At 39.0% G+C, this 22,306-nt stretch carries 19 protein-coding genes, 1 pseudogene and 3 riboswitches; of the genes and pseudogenes, 16 read left to right on the top strand and 4 right to left on the bottom strand.

Translation table 11 applies throughout. The features are described from left to right. Nucleotides 1–142: 142 nt before the first annotated feature. The 8 genes and pseudogenes from GN217_RS05595 (at nt 143) to GN217_RS19535 (ending at nt 8,027) form a co-directional block, all read left to right on the top strand. Nucleotides 143–997 carry a 3D domain-containing protein gene (locus GN217_RS05595; RefSeq protein WP_156855686.1) on the top strand — a complete coding sequence of 285 codons (855 nt, stop codon included), beginning with the start codon at nt 143–145 and terminating at the stop codon, nt 995–997. 220 nt (nt 998–1,217) lie between these two features. Beyond that, entirely contained in the window at nt 1,218–2,135 is a 918-nt protein-coding gene (locus GN217_RS05600) for a LysR family transcriptional regulator (protein ID WP_156855687.1), read from the top strand. 236 nt (nt 2,136–2,371) lie between these two features. Next, the gene (locus GN217_RS05605; protein ID WP_156855688.1) at nt 2,372–2,785 is read left to right on the top strand and encodes a GlcG/HbpS family heme-binding protein; all 414 of its coding nucleotides are present in this window, start codon (nt 2,372–2,374) and stop codon (nt 2,783–2,785) included. Between the two features lie 769 nt (nt 2,786–3,554). After that, a complete protein-coding gene (locus tag GN217_RS05610; RefSeq protein WP_232334345.1) occupies nt 3,555–5,675 on the top strand; it encodes a tetratricopeptide repeat protein in 2,121 nt (706 codons plus the stop codon). 823 nt (nt 5,676–6,498) lie between these two features. After that, nucleotides 6,499–7,170, top strand: a complete 672-nt coding sequence (locus GN217_RS05615; protein WP_156855690.1) for a YczE/YyaS/YitT family protein — start codon at nt 6,499–6,501, stop codon at nt 7,168–7,170. A 133-nt stretch (nt 7,171–7,303) separates the two neighbouring features. After that, a pseudogene (locus tag GN217_RS05620) lies at nt 7,304–7,543 on the top strand (hypothetical protein); the annotation flags it as partial. Between the two features lie 133 nt (nt 7,544–7,676). After that, nucleotides 7,677–7,781 carry a YetF domain-containing protein gene (locus GN217_RS19530; protein WP_198042600.1) on the top strand — a complete coding sequence of 35 codons (105 nt, stop codon included), beginning with the start codon at nt 7,677–7,679 and terminating at the stop codon, nt 7,779–7,781. Between the two features lie 21 nt (nt 7,782–7,802). Beyond that, nucleotides 7,803–8,027 carry a hypothetical protein gene (locus tag GN217_RS19535; RefSeq protein ID WP_156855692.1) on the top strand — a complete coding sequence of 75 codons (225 nt, stop codon included), beginning with the start codon at nt 7,803–7,805 and terminating at the stop codon, nt 8,025–8,027. 215 nt (nt 8,028–8,242) lie between these two features. On the opposite strand, the gene GN217_RS05635 is transcribed toward GN217_RS19535, so the two are convergent. Beyond that, nucleotides 8,243–9,670 carry an amidase gene (locus GN217_RS05635; protein ID WP_156855693.1) on the bottom strand — a complete coding sequence of 476 codons (1,428 nt, stop codon included), beginning with the start codon at nt 9,668–9,670 and terminating at the stop codon, nt 8,243–8,245. 123 nt (nt 9,671–9,793) lie between these two features. On the opposite strand from GN217_RS05635, the gene GN217_RS05640 reads away from it, so the two are divergent. From GN217_RS05640 to GN217_RS05655, 4 genes are all read left to right on the top strand, one after another. Then, nucleotides 9,794–11,260 carry a sodium:solute symporter family protein gene (locus GN217_RS05640; RefSeq protein WP_156855694.1) on the top strand — a complete coding sequence of 489 codons (1,467 nt, stop codon included), beginning with the start codon at nt 9,794–9,796 and terminating at the stop codon, nt 11,258–11,260. A 447-nt stretch (nt 11,261–11,707) separates the two neighbouring features. Continuing rightward, nucleotides 11,708–11,977 (top strand): holin, encoded by a 270-nt coding sequence (locus tag GN217_RS05645; RefSeq protein WP_156855695.1) that lies wholly within the window; start codon nt 11,708–11,710, stop codon nt 11,975–11,977. A gap of 118 nt (nt 11,978–12,095) precedes the next feature. Next, the gene (locus tag GN217_RS05650; protein WP_156855696.1) at nt 12,096–13,118 is read left to right on the top strand and encodes a DUF3231 family protein; all 1,023 of its coding nucleotides are present in this window, start codon (nt 12,096–12,098) and stop codon (nt 13,116–13,118) included. 37 nt (nt 13,119–13,155) lie between these two features. Beyond that, a complete protein-coding gene (locus GN217_RS05655) occupies nt 13,156–13,626 on the top strand; it encodes a hypothetical protein (RefSeq protein ID WP_156855697.1) in 471 nt (156 codons plus the stop codon). 729 nt (nt 13,627–14,355) lie between these two features. Here GN217_RS05655 and GN217_RS05660 read toward each other — a convergent pair. Then, nucleotides 14,356–14,670, bottom strand: coding sequence for a DMT family transporter (locus tag GN217_RS05660; protein WP_156855698.1), 315 nt, complete (start codon nt 14,668–14,670; stop codon nt 14,356–14,358). After that, on the bottom strand, nt 14,670–15,011 hold the full coding sequence (locus GN217_RS05665) for a DMT family transporter (RefSeq protein WP_156855699.1): 342 nt from the start codon (nt 15,009–15,011) through the stop codon (nt 14,670–14,672). The genes GN217_RS05660 and GN217_RS05665 overlap by 1 nt, the downstream gene beginning before the upstream one ends. Nucleotides 15,012–15,081: 70 nt before the next feature. Then, nucleotides 15,082–15,177, bottom strand: a riboswitch (guanidine-I (ykkC/yxkD leader). Nucleotides 15,178–15,324: 147 nt separating this feature from the next. Here GN217_RS05665 and GN217_RS05670 point away from each other — a divergent pair. Both GN217_RS05670 and GN217_RS05675 read left to right on the top strand, forming a co-directional pair. Next, on the top strand, nt 15,325–16,785 hold the full coding sequence (locus GN217_RS05670) for a protein adenylyltransferase SelO (RefSeq protein WP_156855700.1): 1,461 nt from the start codon (nt 15,325–15,327) through the stop codon (nt 16,783–16,785). 331 nt (nt 16,786–17,116) lie between these two features. After that, nucleotides 17,117–17,199, top strand: a riboswitch (ZMP/ZTP riboswitch). 96 nt (nt 17,200–17,295) lie between these two features. Continuing rightward, nucleotides 17,296–17,371: riboswitch (glycine riboswitch) on the top strand. A gap of 128 nt (nt 17,372–17,499) precedes the next feature. After that, nucleotides 17,500–18,699, top strand: coding sequence for a phosphoglycerate dehydrogenase (locus GN217_RS05675; protein ID WP_156855701.1), 1,200 nt, complete (start codon nt 17,500–17,502; stop codon nt 18,697–18,699). Between the two features lie 169 nt (nt 18,700–18,868). Here the strand turns inward: GN217_RS05675 and GN217_RS05680 are convergent, their stop codons facing one another. After that, complete coding sequence (locus tag GN217_RS05680) at nt 18,869–20,413, bottom strand: multicopper oxidase family protein (RefSeq protein WP_156855702.1); 1,545 nt, start codon at nt 20,411–20,413, stop codon at nt 18,869–18,871. 519 nt (nt 20,414–20,932) lie between these two features. On the opposite strand from GN217_RS05680, the gene GN217_RS05685 reads away from it, so the two are divergent. Together GN217_RS05685 and GN217_RS05690 are read left to right on the top strand one after the other, a co-directional pair. Then, nucleotides 20,933–21,574, top strand: coding sequence for a deoxynucleoside kinase (locus GN217_RS05685; RefSeq protein WP_156855703.1), 642 nt, complete (start codon nt 20,933–20,935; stop codon nt 21,572–21,574). Beyond that, nucleotides 21,571–22,263: a deoxynucleoside kinase gene (locus GN217_RS05690; RefSeq protein WP_156855704.1), complete on the top strand. Its 693-nt coding sequence runs from the start codon at nt 21,571–21,573 to the stop codon at nt 22,261–22,263. The genes GN217_RS05685 and GN217_RS05690 overlap by 4 nt, the downstream gene beginning before the upstream one ends. Nucleotides 22,264–22,306: the final 43 nt, after the last annotated feature.

Raw genomic sequence — 22,306 nt, forward strand, 5'->3', positions numbered from 1 at the left:
TTGAGTGTGTGGTTACCTCATAAATAACCTATTTTTAAGGGGGTGGCAAGTTTTTTTGTGTTAAAACGCATAAAAACAATGAAAACACAGGTTTTTACTAAGAAACTTTTGACAATACGCAATAACAAAAGGGGGACTACTAATGAAAAAGTTAGTATCCGTATTGATAGGGCTGGTTATTATAGGGATTGCTGCGACTTCAGTGTCAGCAGCTGATTATGAGGTACAAAAGGGAGACAGTCTTTGGAAAATAGCGAATGAAAATAATACAACTGTTGAAATATTGATGGAAATAAATGGACTCAAATCGTCATTAATTCATCCGAAACAAGTATTGAAACTCGGAGTAGAGACGGAGGCGGAGTTTTATATTGTGCAAGAGGGAGATACTCTGACACATATTAGTAATTCCTATAGTGAAGATGTAACGGTCGATAAACTGAGGGAATGGAATAATCTACCCTCCGACCTAATTATAACGGGACAGCGTTTAAATGTGAATGGTGTGGGAGTTGAACCAACAGTAAGTGAAGAGTCGGAGCAAACAGCAGATGAACCGGAAGTTGAGACAGGTACTGACGCAAATGAAGAGCATCAAGAGGCAGTGGAAGAGAGTCAGGATTCAGCGGAAGAGAGTCAAGAGGCTGTAGAAGAGCAAGTTGAATCGGCCAACAAGGTTGAGGAAACAACAACCGGGGAAGTTAGAGGAGAAACATTTGCTGTTGAAGCAACCGCCTATACTGCAGGCTGTTCCGGCTGTTCTGGTGTTACTGCAACTGGAATTAATCTGAATAACGACCCTTATGCAAAAGTTATTGCTGTAGATCCTAATGTTATTCCGCTAGGTACACAAGTCTATGTAGAAGGCTATGGATATGCTGTGGCAGGTGATACAGGTGGAGCCATCAAAGGAAATAAAATAGATGTACATCTCCCAACAAAAGAAGAAGCATACAACTGGGGAAGAAAAACAGTAAACATCACGCTTATAGAGTGATAAGGAAGCTTATTTTTATAAGAACTTAATCTGTCTTTATTATATAGTTTATAAGTTCCTTGTCTCAGGTTCTTCATTCTTTCTTATCTCCTATGTCTGATAATTGTAATTTGTCTAAAACTAAGAAGTGCTATAAAATGGAAGTAAATCATGTATAACGATTTATAATGACAGATGCCATCACAAATACTGAGCGGTAGAGTAGACAAGGAGGGAAAGAATGGAAATTAAAGACTTGCTAATTTTTCAAAGTGTTGCTCGTAATGGAAGTATTAGTAAAGCTGCAGATGAACTTAATTATGTACAATCCCATATCACTTCTCGAATTAAGTCATTAGAATTAAGTTTGAAAACACGACTATTTGATCGTCATAGTAAAGGAACGACATTAAATTCGGAAGGAAAGAGGCTTTTAGTCCATTCAGAGAAGATTTTACACATGATAGAAGAGATGAAGAAAGAATTTCAAGAATGTAGCAATCCCTCAGGTACTCTCGAGATCGGGACTGTTGAGACCGTCACGAAGCTACCGATGATTTTATCCAACTTTCATAAAAATTATCCCAATGTGGAGTTAACACTAAAAACGGGTGTTAACAATGATTTAATAAATGATATTTTGAATCGCAAATTAGACGGTGCCTTTGTTACAGGATTTGGGAGGCACCCCGATATTGAGCAGATTGAAGTTTTTAAGGAAGAACTCGTTTTAATAGCAGATAACAAAAAAGTTAGTTATAGCAGTTTGAAAAATAGGCCAATGCTTGTTTTTAGTAAGGGATGCAGTTATCGAGCGCGGCTGGAGAATTGGTTACATGATAGCGGAATTGTGAATGCTAAAGTAATGGAATTTGGAACATTGGAAACGATTTTGGAAAGTGTGATAGCTGGGCTTGGGATCAGTCTTGTACCCAAATCCACTGTTCGTTATTTAAAATTAGCTGGGGATGTTCGGTGTTACCCAGTACCTAAAAAATATAGTGAGATATCAACTGTCTTCATTAGACAGGCGGATACGTATTTAACAAAAACGATGCAAAAGTTTATTGATACCATTCATATATTAGAAAATGAAATTCCCCGTCCGTTCGTTAATCCAAATGTAGATATCTCGGCAATTAAAGAATATTCCGTTTGAAGGGCAACTTTGTTCTTTTTATCATATAAAAAAATACATCGGTGGGTGTTTTCTTATCCACTGATTTTTTTATAATTTTTTACAGTCCTATTTCTAATTTAAAAGAATGATATCAGTTTTACAGATGGAGGAATATCAGTATTAGCTATTTTACGGAAGGGAAAGTAACTTTTATACTAAGGATGGAAATGATTTTTATAAAATTCCTACAATAAGGAGCGGGAGGAGTGTAGTACATGACGAAAATGAATCTTGAGTTAGCAAAGCAACTTATCGAAGGTGCCGAGAAAAAAGCAGCAGAACTTGGAATACAAATGGTTATCTCTGTTGTGGATGAGGGTGGAAATCTTATCGCAGTACATCGTATGGATGATGCCTGGTTGGCTAGCGTTGACATCGCACAAAATAAAGCGTGGACTTCTGTTGCTTTAAAAATGCCAACATCCAATTTAGCTGAAGCGACTGTTCCGCACGCTGAACTCTATGGATTAAACACGACAAATAATGGGCGGTTAGTTCTCTTTGGCGGAGGCATCCCCTTAGTTGAAAATGATAAAGTGATTGGGGCTGTTGGTGCAAGTGGAAGTGCTGTTGAGCATGATATCCAAGTTGCACAAGCAGCAGTTGATGTTTTTGAAAACTTGAAGTAAGATGAGCGGTCAGAGCACTTGTCTTATCCAAGCGAGGCTTTGAAGTTATGGGATTAGTTCCTTGCTGTGCTAAAGTGTTAGCATGGGAGGGGACTGATCCTTTTTTATTGTTCAAACCGAAGTTTCAACCTTAATGCAGAGCAGTCAAAATAACACCGAACGATACGTTTTTCCAGGAATAGCGTAACAGTGCAGGTATGGAACCTCAAGCCGTAAGTTATTAAGGTGACCCTAAGAAGCGTGCTGTTGGTGGCTGGGTTTCCACTAATCCAAAGAAACCGCTAGGAAACTAATTTCTTGAAAAAGCTTTATCTGCTATAATAAATTAATTGAACAAATATTAAAGATGAAGGATAAGTTTTTTCTGCTGTATATTAAAAGAATGATATAGATGACCAAGGCATATATTTACCGTTGGCTATTCTTTTTTATGCTGAAAATGGGTAGATAAATTAAAACAATTTAGGGGGGTAGATAAGGAGCGCTAACAACCTAATTTATTCAATTAACACTCCGTGGGAAAAGAGCAAAAACTCCCACTGAATGAGGTTTTATTTTATCGTAATTATGGAGCGCTATTTCTAGAGCGATAGGAATGGCGCTCTAGTCATAATTTTTGCGCTGTTAGAAGCGGACCAGATGGGGGTAATTATTCTTTAATGAGGATAAGATTTGTGCCCTTTATCATCCTATAGTAAACTTTGGTGATTGATACGTGAATGGATGAATAGTATAAGTTATGTATCCGAAGAAAGGAATGATCGTAACGATGGAGAATAAATTAATTATGAAATCCTATTATCAAACGATTATAGATGAAAATGAAAAAGAAAAAGAGCACCCAATCAAGATACTGGGTGAGATGTATATGGAAGAAATGAAGAAGGAACAGCCTGAACTGTCTGCGATCCGTTTTGCTCAAGGAGAAGTTTATTTCTTGAATCAAGATTATGAAGCTGCGATTTATAAGTGGCAGCATCCTTTAGACAAATCCTTGATACCATGGGGACAGAAAAATATAGCAGATGCGCACATGGAAATGGGTTTATTGGAGTACGCAGAGAAGTTTTATAAGGAAGTGGAGACGGATTCCGTTACATTAAAAACAGAAGTCATGCTGCAACTTTTCTCGCTGTATATCCAACAAGACCAAATGGAAAAGTCCGTTGATATCATTAAAAAAGCGGTTCAATTGAATCCAGATTATGCTGATGTAACAGAAATAGCAAAGCGTTATTTTGAGAGTATCAAAGATTGGGATAGTGCAATCGAACTTGCAGTTAATGAAGCAATCCGGACGGAATCTCTGTCCTGGTTTGAGGTATTAGAAGGGTATGCCAACCTTGGCGTCACATCTAACCATGATCCTGCTTATTTCAATAACGTGTTAGTTACATTATACTCTATTGATAAATATCATTTTGAACGTTTGACGGATGGATTATGGAGGAGCTTTAAGCAAAGCGAGTATTATTTTCGTTGGCTAGAAGAGGTGAACCAGCTTCTCTTGTACCAAAACATGGAAGCCTCTTACAACTGGAGGAATCTACCAAGTCTATTTAAAGAAGGGTACTATTATTTAATTAGTGGTAGATTTTTAATAAATGATGTTTCAAATTTAGTGCAGGATCATTTAACGAATTGGTTAGCGGTATCTTCGACTTCCGATCGTCTCATCTCTTCGGCCGCAATACTAGCCTGGAATGAGCTTTTCCCTTCAGCGATGGATACATCATTGATTCAGGAAGCAGAACAAGCGTTTAAAAATGCAAGTCCGGATCAAAGTGGCAAAGAAGAAGGAATAAAGCTTTTGGATTCTATTAAAGTGTGGGCGGAGAAAGAAGGTTTACTAGAAGGGTTAACAGAATTTATGGGACCTAGGCTAGATGAATATAAAATAGAAGAGGTAGGCCCAACAAGGATTCGAGAAGTTATTAAAGATGCATTAGCATACATTTCAGACCAGCAGGCAGAGCTCGAGAATGTTATTTTGCGGGAAATTGATTGGAGTGAGGAGGTCTTAACAGAACTGCATGATTTCCATCAAGAGATACTTGATGTGGAGAAAGATAAGGCCAACATCATGATAAGTTCGTTCCGTGATTTAAAGAATAAATTAATGGAGAAAGCGCAAGTTAAACTACCTGAGTTACTCAAGAACTGTTCCGATTTAGTGAAAGAGGACAGCGACTTTTCCAAACTTCATCTTGTATTGAATGAAGAAATGAATAACCGGATGGCACAGTACATGGAAAAGGAAGTCTTAGCCGAATTTAAATCTGTGACAGAGGAATGGTTAGATACTTGCGAAAGAGAGTTTCAAGAAAGCCAGATGCTATTTGATGAAGTGAGTGAAAATATAAACCAGCAATTTAAACAAGAGAAAGTTGTATTGTCAGGTGACTTTAAAATATTGGATGACTGGAAGCGGGATATCGAGCGGATATCAAGGGGATTATTACGCTTTGAAGAAGTAAATATTTTGTTGCGGAATAATCCTTCCCAGTTGTTATTAAAAGGAGCTGGAAAACTGTTAGCTCCCCTGTCAAAAAATAAAGAGATGCTCCTCGGGAGGTATAGGGACTATATCGAGAATGCTGATTACAGTGAAGTCGCGGAGGAAATGACAAAAACATTTACCCAGCAATTACAGTTTTTTGAGGAATCCATCGGATGGGATGTAAACAAGTTTTTCTTCAATCCACAGGAAGAGCTCCATCGTATAATAGAGGAAGTACAAGCAGCTATTGAAGAAAAGAACGGTTCTTTAAATGAGATGCGTGAACAACCTGAAATCTATCAAGATCCTCTTTTCTTGTTCGAGTTAAAACTGCGGCATTATGATTTAATGAATGGGATAGATACGATGAGCTATATTGGGAGGTATTAGGGGGGCTTTAAGCGGGTTTGAGTTTCCCTCCGTAGTAAGACAAAGAAGATGTGTGGAAAAAGCGTTAAACTAGAACAAATAATAGCTATTGGAAGCTAACTTCCAATAGCTATTTACTTTTCATTGCCAGTGGTTATAAATGATGCACTTGCAGGCTCAGTACCCACAAACCGTACCACCATACCTGTCTAATTCATCTTTCTTCACTGCAATAATCATTAAATCAAATGTTTAAATCTTTTTATAGAATTTATATAGGCTATAAGAGGTATAAAGACGTTTACAGTTTCGACTGTTTTTTCGCTATTTAATAAGAAACTATGCTCGATAACAAAAAAAGCGGAACCTAAAAACAATCCAAATATAATTGAGCTTACTATCAGGTATGTTGTTGTATTGCTAAATAACCTCTCGAGATTTATTAAGCCAAATATTATTGCTGAATACCATATTACAACAAACAAAAGAGAATCCGTTATTGGATAGATAAATCTGATCCCAAAATAGATCATTATAAGTATAATTAACACTTTTGCTATTTTCAATTTACTCCCCCTCGTAAAGTAACTTATTTTTAGGCAGGAACTTTTTTAACCACTTTAATTGATAACTACACATAGTTCAATAAGATTGTAGCTTAATAATTTAAGAAAAACAAATAAAATTGTAATTTTCCCAAAATAGGAAAGCTGGATGTTTACGGTTCAATTAACCACTTACCAAGCAACTAATTTCTCGTAAAAAGCTTTATTAGCTATAATAGATTAGTTGAATAAGTATTAATGCAGATTTTTGCCGTATCTTAATAGAAAGAAGGATGTAGATGAAAAAAGCTTTTGTTTACCGCTGGGTTTTCTTTTTTATCGGAATTATGCTGCTAGGTCTCGGAGTATCGTTAACCATCAAAGGTCAGCGGTTTGGTGTGGGCTCTTGGGATGTGTTGCATATTGGTCTATTTCAAAATCTCGGGTTATCGATTGGCATGTGGTCCATTATCGCAGGGATTATCGTAATTACGATTGCTTCTATTGGTTTACGTGAATTTCCAAAACTAGGTACCTTTTTAAATATGGTTTCGGTCGGTTTATTTATCGATTTTTTTAATTGGCTGATTCCCGATCTACATACTTTTACGCTGCAACTGGTCAGTTTTATTCTCGGCATTTTATTATTAGGTAGTGGTTCGGGTATTTATATTTCAGCAAATTTAGGAGCAGGTCCGCGAGATAGTCTGATGCTGCTCATTGTTAAAAAGTTTAAATTAAGTATACGAGTTGCACGTACGATGATGGAAGTCAGTGTTGCGGTCGCTGGATTTTTATTAGGCGGACCGATTGGTGTCGGTACTGTAGTTATGGTCTTTGCACTTGGCCCGGTGATGCAGGTGGCATTAGGAAACAGTAAAAAAATATTAGACAATTTGATTGCGGAGAAGCAGGTTTCTAATTATTCAAGAAGCAGAGATGGCTTAACATCTAACGATAATGCTGTTTAAATCATTGCTTCTCCCTAGAAGACATGTCAATTCTATACACATATTGAACGTGATGAATACAAGGAAGTTTCCAGGAGCATTTCCTCATATTCTTGCATAGGCTATTGCATGTTATATGAGAGGATGTGTGCATTTGGAATTGACCATTTCTCATTTATTATACGGCTTGTTTACGCTTTTGATTATTATGACGATGATTTTCCGCAAAGGTGTTGTGTTACTAACCTTACTCGGAACATTTGTCATTGCATGGGTGTATAAAGGGGATATTATCAGCGGATTTACTTCCATTTTCAATGCGAATTTAGTTGCTGCACAGGAGTTATTTAGTATATTTTTAATTATTACGTTTATGTTGGCGCTCCTTCACAGTGGCTTCTATGATTGGACATGGGGTGGGGGAGGATGGATTATGGAAAACAATTTTGGTTTTATGTTTATTCATTGCTCTATTGATCACTGTCCAATTTCTTTCGGTAAAATTTGATTTTGCAGAAAAGTGGATAATGGGTAAAGCAATACTAGTTATCCAAAACGGACAAGTTTTAAGTAGGAATTTAAAAAAGCTGCGTATGTCCGTTGACCAATTAGAATCTAAATTAAGAGAATAGGGGATATCTTCCATAACCGATGTGAAAACTGGTACAATAGAAATTAGTGGTCAATTAGGCTATGAATTAGTGGATGAAGCAAAGCCTGTTACATTTAGGGACCTGCAATCCTTAGCAGCGCAACAACAATTGCCGCCACTTCTTCATCGCCCGAACAATCCAAATGATAATCTTTTCAATGAAGTGATTCAACAGGAAAATAAAAATCAAAAAGACTTAAGCCTGGATCGTCGAGAATTAAAATAAACTAATGTATTAACATGAAAAAAGAATCTATTTGTTAAAAGTAATTATGAAAGCAGTGAGCAAAGCGATATACTCACTGCTTTTTGTGTTTTTAAATTTCATGAATGGAAAAGATGACACATTACGTGTGGAAAATACGGCGGTTAGTAGTTTATCGGATCCATGCTTTTGTATCTTCAGGGCTTAAAAATTGGATCAGGAATGGGGACGACTGTTTATAAAGACAACATAATAGAATGACGTTTTTTATTGATTTCTTGGGAGATTTCCTGCTCCAACGCAAAGCCGAATTGATACAAAGTTGCTTCGTCAAATTCTTTTCCTATAAGCTGTACTCCGATAGGAAGGCTGTCTTTTGAAAAGCCGCATGGAACAGTTAAGCTAGGGAACCCATTCAAATTAGTCGGGGACGTGAGTTTCGTAATAGTTGAGCGGATATGATTCCCATACCTGTTCGTAATTGTTACATCTCTACTTCCAATATCGGGTGGTAAAATAGACATGGTAGGCGTGAGTAAAATATCACAATCGTCTAGTGCCTCGTTGAATTCCTTTTTCGCTAATTCTCTATTTTGGAGTGCACGGGCGAATTCAAAGCCTTTTGTTAGAAGGCCTGTTTGTAATCTTTCTTTGACTTCCTCATCCCAAAGGTCCGGATATTCCTTAAGGTTATTCTCATGAACAGTGTAGGCTTCCGTTCGCAGAATTATCCGTTGTGCCTCTAAACTTCTCTCACTGATGGAAAGTTTAATTTGTCTTATTTCCGCTCCTAACATTTCAAATGTGTGAATCACGTTTTTGATGGCAGATTGAATTTCTTCATCAATATCTTCGTAATAATAAGCTGTGGGGATACCGATTATTTTTCCTTTCATATCTTTCCCTAATAGGCGAGTGTAATCTTCTTTTTTCCGTCGAATAGACTTGGGATCCTCTCGGTCGTACGCAACCATCTCATTTAATAGCAAAGCATTATCAATTACAGATCTTGTCAGTGGTCCAACATGATCAAGTGACCAAGAAAGGGGATAGACACCCCGATTACTAATACTTCCAAATGTCGGTTTCATGCCTACAATTCCGCAAAAAGATGCTGGAACCCGGACGGAACCACCTGTATCGGTTCCTAAGGCGCCGAAACATAGATATGCTGACACGGCAGCAGCTGATCCCCCACTGGATCCGCCTGTCATTTTCTTTATATTATAAGGATTGTGTGCCGGTCCAACATGAGAACGGTCTCCAGTCGGACCAAAGGCAAATTGATGTGTATTATTTTTACCGATTATAATGGCACCTGCTTTGATTAATCTATTAATTACGAAAGCATTTTCTTTTGGTGAGAAATTCCTATATATTTCGGAACCCATCGTTGTTTTAATCCCTTTTGTAAAGATATTATCTTTAATCCCAATTGGTATGCCATGCAGAGGTCCTTTATAGTTGCCTTGCTTGATTTCTTTTTCCATCTCATTTGCATCTTTAAGAGCCTTGTCCTCATTCACTGTAATATAAGCATTTAATGTGGGGTCTGTTTTTTTAATTCGGTCAATTGTGCTTTTAACGAGTTGTACTAGAGAGATTTCACCCTTCTTTATTTGTTTTGCCAGACTGTGGATTTCCTTAGATAAAAAATCATTCATAAAACCTTCCCCCTTTTGATATGTTGATAGTACAAACACTTAATGCTCCAGGAATTGTATTATTGCCTATTAAAGTCAATTAAAAATTATTTCGGAAATATTATGGTCAGTAGGAGTGAAACGATGTTATCAACATGGTTCTGGATTCAATTGATTATTTTTATTTTAGTTATGGCTATAGTTATCGTCGTTGCGACGAAAAGGACGAAAACAATTGATGACTTTGCCATAAGTGGAGCAAATTTAGGGCCTGTTGTCTTAGGCTTATCCTTCGCTGCAACGGTAATGAGTGCTGCGACATTTATGGGGTATCCAGGATATTCGCATGCCTGGGGATTCAGTAATTTATGGCTTTATTTATCGTTATCTGTAGCAACTCCCATCGGCTTTCTTACAGTTGGAAAAATGGTCAGAAAAGTTAATACAAAGCAACGTTCCTTATCCCTTCCCGACTGGCTTGGAGACTATTATAACAGTGACTTTCTAAGAGTTGGCTCCGGACTTATCATGTTATTTAATCTATTTTATATCGCTGCTCAATTCTCCGCAGGTGCACAAATTTTCGAGAAAATTGTGGGGACTAGTTATGGCATCGGACTAGTTATTATTGCTGTTATTGTTATAGCGTATGTGTTCGTAGGGGGTTCCTATGCCGACGTTTATACGGACGCCATCCAAGCGATGTTAATGATTATAGTTGCTGTGATTGTATTTATTTCTGGTATTGTTATATTCGGTGACGGAAATATTAATGCGGCTTTTTCTAACATTACCGAGAACTTCAAAGAACAAGACGGGAATTTATTAAAGGTTTTCAATCCAGAATCGAATTACTATGCCTTTTCAGCAGTGCTAGGTTTATTTATCATTCAATTTGCTTTTGCATCTCAGCCACAACTATTCAACAAAGTCTTATCACTTAAAAAACCTAGTGATTTACGAAAAATGTTTATTGTTTATATTATTACTACGGTGCTTTGCTTACTTGTTTTATTCGGTGGTTTCTATAGTCGTGTTGCTGTACCAGAGTTGCAAAATGCTGACCTAGGTTTACTTGCTTATGTAGAGTGGAGCATGCCGGCGTTTTTAGGAGCATTAGTTGTAGTTACGATTTTGGCTGCTGCCCTATCAACGACAGACGGATTATTCGTCGTCATGTCTACTGTATTTGCGAATGACATTTATAGAAAATTTTTAGTTAAACGAGGAATTGTTAAAGTAACCGATGAACAGATGCAAAAGACGGCTATGAGTATTAGTCGCTGGGCTGTTATTGTTATTGGAATACTTGCCTGCTTTCTCGTATTAAGTCCGCCTCCATTTCTTGGCGACTTGATGTGGATTGGGATTTCCGGAGTTTCTGCGGGCACGCTTGGTCCTATTATGTACGCTGTTTTCAGCCGGAAAAAAGCCTCTCCACGTGCAGCGGAAGCGTCTATGGTTATTGGGCTTGTATCTTATTTAATGATCGTATTCACAGGAATTGAATCCAGTCCACTCGCAGCTGGAGGGTGGGCAACTTGTGTGGGGATTGCTGTAATGATCATTTTGGCTAATGTATTAAAGCGCCCAGATGATCAGACTGCGTAATCACGCATTGACGGTCTGTAATACCCCCACCTCTAAACATGAAGGAAGCCCAACATGTGAAAGTGGAGGAGATATACAGTCCGTAAATCCCGATCCTGTTCGACTAACATTCAGTGGAGACCCTCACTGAATGAAGTTTCACTTTATTTAATCGTAGGATACTGATTCGGAAGGGAGAATAATAATCAATGTGGACTAACCCAATGTTATCGATTTGGTTGTATATGGCTATAGGTGGCTTGATTGTACAAGGGATCATTTTATGGAAGTTTTATGGACCGGAAGATTAGGAAGATAGGAATGACAGAAGTTTAATAAAAGGTGTATTCTCTTATGATTAGGAGACACACCTTTTTAGTATATCAGCGAGCAATTAACTATCATCTATGTCAAATGCAGAGACATCTTTATTTTGCTTTTCATATAATGATGGTGAGGTGGTTAGCCATGGTAGAGATTCTTATGATGGGGACAATAATCGCTCCTGTTACAACAGGCATTGTTCAGGCATTAAAAGTTTCCAAAATAGTGCCTAAGCGGTATTTACCTTTAGCATCCATTTTTATTGGTGTTGCGCTTGGAGCGTCTGCAACATTTCTTGGAGCAGATCTTCTTGTCCGCAGCTGGGCTGGAGGAATTAGTGGACTTGCCGCCACAGGATTGTTTGAATTGAGTAAGAATGGAAGAGATATAAACGATCCAGAGGAAGAGGAGTAAACGGTCATACTTACTTTGCTAAAGAGCGCGCTAATTAAAATGCGCGCTCTTTTATGTATCATTTTACATTATATGTGAAGAATAAAGGTGCTTGTAATTATTCGCTGGAGGTAATGTTATGACTAACTCTAATACACAACTAACATCATCTGAAATCGCAGCAATTTGGACATCCTACATGAATGACAGTATGAATCAATGTATATTAGAATATTTTTTAAAAGACGTTGAGGATTCGGAAATCCGATCACTTGTCCAACAAACTTATGATTTTATAAGTACACATGTGAATAAATTAGACCAACTTTTTATTATGGAGAAGCTCCCGCTGCCAGCTGGCTTTGGTAAGGAAGATGTCAATCTGAATGCACCGCGCTTATATACCGACGGGCTTATGCTTGAATATATTGGGCATTTGACTAGGGTTGGATTAGTTGCGTACAGTGGTTTTATCACCACGAGTGCCAGGAAAGATATTAAAACTATTTTTAAGGAAGGAATCACGGGAGTATTGGAGTTGTATGATAGGGCAACGGATATTTCCGTAGATAAAGGTTTATTTGTGCGGCCTCCATATATTCCTTATCCAACAAAAGCAGACATGATTGACAGCAAGAAATATTTTAGTGGAATGAATCCATTCAGTAATAAGCGACCACTAAATGCAGTGGAAATATCTTATCTTCATATGAACGTACGGACGAATATGATTGGAGGGAAGCTTGCAATAAGCTTTGCGCAAGTCTCTGCCGTTGAGAAGGTGCAGAACTGGATGCTAAGAGGGAGAGATATTACGAAAAAACATATTGGAATCTTTGCTAAGATACTTTCCGACAATGATTTGCTAGCACCTCTTTCATCAGATGTTTCCATAACGGATTCAACGATTCCCCCTTTCTCGGAAAAGCTAGGGATGTTCTTGTTCGCAGAGTTGTGTGCGTTAGGAATTGGAAATTATGCAACGGCTGCTGGAGCAAGTCAGCGGCATGATCTTATCGTGAATTATGAACGTTTATCCCTTGAAGTAGCACAATATGCGAAAGATGGAGCAGAGATTATGATTGAAAACGGATGGTTGGAGCAACCTCCAGGTACAGTGGATAAAGAGAAGCTTGCGAAAAGCAAAAACAAACATAATTAATATGCTATCAAACGTTTAATCTGTAGGATGTGAAAGGATGAAGCAATCACCGCTTGAAAAAATATTTTGGAGTATTGCTCTGCCGGGTTTTGGACAATTGTTGAATGGGAAAATCGTGAAAGGTCTTATCTTCATTACAGCTGAATTCATGATTAATGTGAAATCAAATTTGAATCAGGTGATCATTTATAGTTTCCGAGGAGAGATGCAAACGGCCATTGCGGAGACGAATTATCTTTGGCTTATGTTCTATCCATGTGTATATATGTTTGCCATTTGGGATGCTTATCGGGATGCAGGAGGAGCGAGGTCTCCTTACTCTTTTCTCCCATTTGTTTTCAGCGCATACTTCGGAACAATTGGATTAATCTACTCCTCCACCTTGAGAATATTCGGTGCGTTAATTGGTCCTGTTTTCTTGCCGATTATATTCTTATGTATCGGAACCTTTGTTGGACTTGCTATTGTATCGATCATCAAGCAGATGAGGAAAGTGGCTGGGACATAACAACACGGGCGCTTGCGCCTTTGTGTGGATTTAACTCATTTTAGAATAGTTATGTCCTAGCCATTTCAGCTTTTTTTATGACTCAACTTTTGCACCCTGAAAATATTAAAGCAAATCATCCTAATTAAGCGCCCCTAACCGTTATTAATTAAAAAAGTCTTCTCAAAATGAATGAATGCTTTCATTCAACGTAAGTATCTTGCTGTCATTATTTTGGTGTCCTGATTACCGTTCAGTTGCCCGGTGGACGGATACTTTCCCAGTTAAGTAAGCTAATCATGCATATGGGAAAATAAAACCCAGTTGTTTTCCCGTTAAAGTAAGCTGAATATGCTGATGGGAGAATAACCCCAGGTTGTTTTCCAATTAAAGTAAGCTGAACATGCTGATGGGAGAAAAAACCCAGTTGTTTTCCCATTAAAGTAAGCTGAACAGATTGATGGGAGAATAAACCTCAGTAATTTTCCCATTAAAGTAAGGTGAGCATGCGAATGGGAAAATAAACCTCAGTAGTTTTCCCATTAGAGTAAGGTGAGCCCCTTTAGTGCTCAGCCCGAGGCGGTCTAAGAACGCTCTTGTATGTGGCAACGTCTGCATGAGCACATCCTATGCGTCGAGGCTCACAGCCCTCTGCGGAAAGCGAGAGGTGTCGGGACTGCGGACCTTTAGATAGCCAAGGAATACATAACTGTTTCAGACGGCAAATGTTGAGTTATGATTTATGAAGTTTTATGAAATCAGCTTCAAACCAACTGCACCACCTAGTACCATACTAATAAAAACAATCCTTCTCCAGTCCTTGGATTCTCCGTAAATTAACATACCTAAAATTGCTCCCCCGGAAGCGCCGATCCCTGTCCAAACTGCATAAGCTGTTCCCATCGGAAGCGTCCTCATGGCATATGCAAGAAAAATAAAACTAGCCCCAAATCCAAGAATCAACAAACCTAATGCTTTAAAGTTTCGGTCGATATGCAATTTATTGATCATAGCAACACCGAACATTTCAAATATACCTGCCAAAATTAACGAAGTCCATGCCATTAGGATTCACCGCCTTCCCTAACGTTATCCGGTGTCACTAATTTCAAACCAACGACACCTGCTAATAAAATAAGAATTAATATTACTTTCTCTAACCCGAATGGTTCTCCAAAGAATACTATCTCAGAAAAAACGGTTCCCGCTGTTCCTAAACCGACAAAAACCGCATAGACCGTACCAACCGGGAGTTTCCTTCCAGCCATAATCATTAAATAGAAGCTGATATAGATGGCGACAACCGTTCCAGCCCAAGTCCAAAAATCTTGTGCGTGTTTTAAACCAATCACCCAAAAAACTTCAAAGAAAGCAGCAATAATCACTTTCATCCATTCTTTATTCAATTGTATTGCACCTCCAAAATAAGAATTTCCGAAAAACAAAAAAGCCTGGGAGAAACTGTGAAAATACAGTATCTCCCAGGCTTTTATCCTTCCGTGGCACAGCAAAGCTGCGAGTTTTCTCTCGGTCTCAGACCAACAAAGTTGCGGAACCCTAGAAAACATTCAACTTATGCAATTACTTTTTACTATACAGGAGTAGGAGCGATTTTTCAAGAGAAGGGGATTTAATTATTGAGTCAAGTTTTCACATTGGAATAATCTAGTCCTTACCAAGTATACTAAAGGGTAATGACAAGCTATAAAAGGAGAGCTTATGACGAATTTATTTAATTTCAACTTGGAGAACACGTACGCGGAACTCCCTGAAACTTTTTATCAAAAATTGAGGCCGAACCCGGTGGCGAATCCTCAACTTGTTTTTTATAATGAGGAACTTGGAAAAGCACTTGGTCTCAATAATGAAGAAATGCAAAGTGATGAAGCAATCGCTATTTATGGGGGAAATGCTCTCCCGCCAAATGCGATACCGCTAGCTCAAAGTTATGCCGGTCACCAATTCGGTCATTTCACGATGCTCGGTGATGGACGTGCGGTACTGCTTGGGGAACAAGTGACACCTGACTCCAAACGCTTCGATATCCAGCTGAAGGGTGCAGGGAGGACAGCCTATTCCCGTGGTGGTGATGGCCGGGCTGCACTTGGGCCAATGATTAGGGAGTACATGGTTAGTGAAGCGATGCATGGCTTAAATATCCCTACTACAAGGGGCCTTGCTGTAGTGACGACAGGGGAAGGGATTCGCCGGGAGACGATACTCCCGGGTGCGATTTTGACGAGGGTGGCTTCCAGTCATATTCGGGTAGGTACATTTCAATTTGCAGCCCACTTCTGTGAAATAGATGAACTTGTGCAACTTACTGATTATACAATTGAGCGGCATGATCCAGAAGTAAAACATGCGGAAAATCCGTACCTCGCTTTTTTGAGAAACGTGTTGGATCGGCAGGCGCAATTAGTCGCGAAATGGCAGCTCGTCGGGTTTATTCATGGCGTGATGAATACCGATAATATGACGATCAGCGGTGAAACAATTGATTATGGTCCATGTGCTTTCATGGATGCGTATCATCAGGATATTGTATTCAGTTCGATTGATGTGAATGGGCGTTATGCCTACCGGAATCAGCCGAGCATTGCCGCATGGAATCTGGCGCGCTTTGCGGAGACACTGCTTCCTTTACTCGGAAGGAGCAAGGAAGAAGCCTTGAAATATGCACAAGAAGCTATTTCAGAATTTGGTCCCTTATATAAGAAATATTGGCTGAAAGGGATGCGACAGAAACTCGGGATATTCGGTGAACGAGAAGGGGACGAAGCCCTCATTGAAGAACTGCTCACGTTGATGCAACATTATCATGCCGATTATACGAATACGTTCCTAGCGTTAACGTATGGCAAAGAAGAAGACTTTCCGCTTGGACGTATGGATGAATTTAAAAAATGGAAAATCAAATGGCAGGAAAGGATCAAAATACAAAGCGAGACGCAGGAAGCAAGCAACAAGCTTATGTATGAGCATAATCCGGCATTGATTCCGAGAAATAAGTGGGTAGAGGACGCCATCGAAGCGGCAGTTCAAAAGGAAGATTATACGCCAGCAGAAGAGTTAATTCATCTATTGAAAAATCCCTTTGCCCATACAGATGAACAGAAGGAATTTGCGAAAAGAAATTATGACACCGGGACATCTTATCAAACATTTTGCGGCACGTAAAAAAGAGAAAGAAACGTAATAATGAAGCGCGTTTCTTTCTCTTTTTTATCACATTCTCCTTACAACGCATAATTTCTTCTTCCATCCATAAAAGGAGTCCCATTAGACTATCGCTTTAGCTGCTTCCATTGCTGATAAGCTTCCTTTAAACGAATCTGGTTCGATAATAATATTCAAAAAGTCCACCCTTTCGAAACAACTACAATAATGTGAATACATTATATAAGAGACGGTCTATAATTGGAAAGACCATTATTAAAAAACTTTTAAAAAACCTGTTTTATCCATTGAAAAAATAATTTAATTCTGATAAGATAACATCAACAATTGAAACGTTATGTGTAACTGGCGAAACGCGGAGACCACCGCGGGGGAGCACATAATGAAATCATGTCGATCGCCTGGGCAGAGGTAAGGGATTTTTAACTCCTTGCCTTTTTATGTTTAAGGAGGCGACTTGAATGAATAGAATATTCAAAAGCGACGAATGTTATGGGTGACACTATAACGGGAGCGGCTTCTGGAGAGAATGCATATGCATCGCCGAAGGGTTCAAAATCTCAGGCAAAAGGACAGAAGAACAACAAAGGTTTATTTGTTGTTTTCTAGATCTTTCTGAGATTGGAGTTTTTTTCCAGTCTCTTTTTATGTTTCTAGGCTGCGTTGTGGAGATTAGAAAGAAAAGTAAGAGTAAAAAGGAGAAAGAGTAGAGAGATGACAACAATAACTTTAGACAAAACAAAAAGAATTAAAACGTTGAATCATATTGCTGAGGTAGGTCTCGCAATATTTAATGATGAAGATTACACAATTGATAATGAAGCAAATGATCCGGATGCAATTGTTGTCCGGAGTTATCCGATGCACGACATGGCATTCGGTGGAAATTTAAAAGCTATCGCACGTGCTGGCGCGGGTGTGAATAATATTCCCGTTGATGCTTGTTCCAATCAGGGTATTGTTGTATTCAATACTCCTGGGGCAAATGCGAATGCCGTAAAAGAACTCGTGCTTACTTCTATTATGGCATCCTCTCGTAACCTGTTTAACGGAGTCGATTGGGTGAAAGATTTAAAAGGCAAAGGGGAAGAAGTACCGCAGCTCGTTGAACAAGGGAAAAAGCAATTTGTCGGACGTGAGGCGAAAGGGAAGAAGCTAGGCGTCATTGGACTTGGTGCAATTGGAGCGATGGTTGCTAATGATGCACTGAATCTTGATATGGATGTTATTGGGTTTGACCCGTATATTTCTGTTGATACGGCTTGGGAACTATCCCGGAATATTAAGCGTGCGATGTCTCTTGGAGATGTATTTGAACAGGCGGATTTTATCACAATTCATGTTCCCCTTACAAATGAGACAGCAGGTATGCTAAATAGGGAAGCTTTTGAACAGATGAAGCCAGGCGTCCATATTCTGAACTTCTCGCGTGGCGGGCTTGTCGATGAAGATGCGCTTGAAGTGGCTCTGGAGAAGAGCCGTGTCGGTAAATACATTACTGATTTCCCTAATGATCGCTTACTTCATATGGAAAATGCGATAACATTACCCCATCTTGGTGCGTCAACGATTGAATCAGAGGAAAATTGTGCACGAATGGCAACTCGCCAGGTGAGAGATTTCCTAGAGACAGGTAATATTAAAAACGCGGTGAACTTCCCGAATGCGTTTCTTCCTTATACAGGAAAGCGCCGGGTTACGGTTTTCCATCATAATGTACCGAATATGCTCGGCCAAATTAGTGCGATTATTTCTAAAAGGGGCCTAAATATTGCGGCAATGATTAACAAAAGCCGTGGTGACTTGGCATATACGATGATTGATATTGACGAGAAAGTGAACGGGGACGTCATTCCAGGAATGGAAGCCGAAATTAATACAATCGAGGATGTAATCCGAATTCGCACAATCTAATCCAAATGGGACAGAGGCTCTGTCCCATTTTTTCGTTGTAAAGGAAAATTTTAAACAAGATGTTGTGAGAGATTCTAGCGCTTATGTCCGTTCTGACTCTTATCAATCAAAATCAATATGGAAAGCATGAAAATCAGCTGGAATGTGTTAGTTTTTCCAGCCGGTTTCATTATTTTTTGTCCTTTCTTTCATCTGTAATTACGCGATACGGGCGCATCATGTCATAATCTTCATGTTCGAGGATGTGGCAATGCCAGACGTATTCACCAGTATAGGGACCGAAATTTGCAATCACGCGGGTCATCGTTCCAGCGGGTACTTCAATTGTATCTTTCCAACTGCGATTATTCGCAAGAGGAGCTTGTGGTGCCCCTGTAAACAAAAGGGTCCCATCTTCATTGAATCGTTCAAGATCAAAGGTCTGATGATCCAGCACTTGAAATTGAATAAGATGAATATGGATTGGATGGGAGAAGTTGGTTGTGTTTATGAATGCCCAAATCTCTGTCGAATCTAACTGTGGATTTTCCGTAACTGGATCATGCCATTTCAGATTATTTAAAAGCAGTAAAGGACGATCATATTCATCAGTGGAACCAACTAGTTTTAAATAACGGACCGTCTTAATTTCATCTTGTTTTAAGGAAGGGACATAGGAAAGGTTAACAGGTAAATTACTCGTATCTTTACTTTTTAGCTTTTCTGTAACCCGGAATTGCATAATTTCTCCCATTCCGTCAGCTGGATCAGCACCTGGTCCAAGATTATTTTTTAGTATAATCGTTTGGCCTTCTAATTCCGAAAAATCGATGATGACATCGATACGCTCGGCAGGCTGCAGCCCGATTTCTTCCATTTCGACGCGTTTTCTAAGCAGCTCGCCATCTGAGCCGATTTGATGTAAAACCTCTCCATTATCAAGCGACAGCCGGTAACCTCTCGTATTAGAGGCATTTAAAATACGGAAACGGTATTTCCGAGGTTCTACTTCCAAATATGGCCAAATTTTTCCGTTTACAACAATTGTATCTCCTAAAAATGCTGGCACAATGGAAGGGTTCGGTAAATTGGGATCAGCGTCATTTGGTTGCGCTGGGTAGGATAAGGAGCCGTCTGGATGGAAGCTCCGATCGACAATCATTAATGGAATTTCGTAGTCACCACTTGGGAGGTTTAGGGATGCTTCATGTTTATCCCGTAAAATGTACATTCCGGCAAGCCCGGCATATACATTGAGCCTTGTCAGTCCCATTGCATGATCGTGATACCAAAGTAAGCTGCTGCGCTGATGGTTTGGATAATGAAACGTCCGTTGTGTAAATGTTGGCCCTGTAACTTGGAAATTTCTTGTATACCAAGCATCAGGATGCCCATCGCTTTCTGGCTTTGTTTCCATCCCGTGTAAATGGACAACTGTACGGACGGTAGGGAGTTTATCCAAATCATGGATGGAAGTATCAACGGGCAGGATATGTCTGTTCGGCAGCTCATTATGCCATGTTACAGATACCGGTTCATCACGGAATGCTTCAATCAGCGGTCCAGGAAATTGCCTATTATATCCCCATAATGTGGTTCGCGGCAAGTCACGGTGTAATTTGGCCGGGAATTCTTCCATCGTTATATCGTAATGTGCACCATTCCTTGTTTTGTTACTCGGTTGAAGTGTGTTTAAAAGCGGTAGAGGATCCACAAATTTTTCCAGTCGTTGCATTCTTTCACCTCAAATCTTCCTTATAACTAAACTCTCGCTCCTGAAAAAATCAATCTTACCAGGGATTTATAGTCGATGATGTGTATAGTTAGGCATGGTATTGCAACAAAAGGCAGTCTCCTTAAATAAACTGTGGGCCTAAATGAAAGTTTCACTTACGCTGAATGGAAGTTCTTTCAATTTTTTTAAGATGTATCCTGTGTTTCAGGTTACGAAAGTTGAGCTTATAATAGTAAATGCAGTAATTTTTAATTGGGAAAGGCGAATGTACTATATAGCTATGAAAGTAGGCGCGACTATCGAGTGTAACAGGCTGGATGCATCACGCTTCAGGGTTTTCGGAAACACGTTAATACGAAATGGGGAGATCTACCATCCAGTAGTAGCTCGATTCGTCTATACCATTCAGTGGGGAATAAAAAGTACCTTTTATTAAATGGAGTTTCACTTTAATGGTGATGGTTGGAACATATGAAGTATGATAAAATATGAAGGATCTAATTTGAAGGAGGAATAATAATGACGAAGGTACCTTTTCTTGCAGTTGAAGGTCCAATTGGTATTGGTAAGACTTCACTTGCAAAAAAGATCGCCAGTCATTTTGAATTTCATTTGTTGAAAGAGATTGTAAGTGAGAATCCTTTTCTTGACAAATTTTATGAAGATATAAATGAGTGGAGTTTTCAAACAGAAATGTTTTTCCTGTGTAATCGATATAAACAGTTAGAAGATATAGATAAGGACTATTTGAAGCATGGTCATCCGGTCGTAGCGGACTATCATATGGCGAAAAATATGATATTCGCAAAACGGACTTTAGATGAAGGTCAGTTTGATAAATACAGGCAGATTTATGAGATTTTAACGAAGGACATGCCGCAACCTAATCTTGTCATTTATATAACCGGTAGTCTCGATACGATTATGGAACGAATTAGGAAGCGGGGAAGAAAAATCGAGAAAAATATTGAATCGGAGTACTTACAGCAACTGTCGCGGGATTATAAACAATTCATGAACGAATTTGAAAAAGAAAATCCCGATATCCCGCTAATTTGGATTAACGGGGATGAGATGGATTTCATGCAAAATCAGGATCATCTGGAAAAAATTTTAAACATGGTTAACGAACAGCTGACAATTAAAGGAGCAAGCAAATGAATTGGAGAGAGAAATACGGTATACCGAATGATGCAGTAATTACGATTGCCGGTACGGTAGGTGTTGGGAAATCGACGATGACTACAGCTTTGGCGGAGGCACTCGATTTTAAAACATCTTTTGAAAAAGTGGATCATAATCCATATCTGGAAAGCTTTTATAAGGATTTTGAGCGTTGGAGTTTCCATTTACAAATTTATTTCCTGGCGGAGCGTTTTAAGGAACAAAAGAAAATATTTGAATACGGTGGCGGTTTTGTTCAAGATCGCTCGATTTATGAAGATACTGGAATTTTTGCGAGAATGCATTACGAAAAAGGAACAATGTCACCTACGGATTATGAAACATATAAAAACCTATTCGATGCGATGGTCATGACGCCATATTTCCCGCACCCAGATTTATTGATTTATTTGGAAGGATCTTTAGATGAAATAATTGGTCGTATTCGCCAGCGGGGGCGAGAGATGGAGCGGAAGACACCGGTTAGTTACTGGGAAGAAATGCATGACCGGTATAGTAAGTGGATTGACAGCTTTAATGCCTGTCCTGTTTTACGAATTAATATTGCAGATTATGATTTGAAACAGGAGGAATCTCTTGAACTGATTCTAGAGAAAGTTGGCCGGCGGATTGGCAAGCGTAAGATGAGATCCATGATTCCAATAAATGAGGACTATCGGCTGTAATGAAGAATTCCCTAACGGTCGATTTCTTGCATAAAATAAGGGG

This window comes from Oceanobacillus sp. AG (assembly GCF_009746545.1).
GTDB lineage: Bacteria > Bacillota > Bacilli > Bacillales > Amphibacillaceae > Oceanobacillus > Oceanobacillus indicireducens.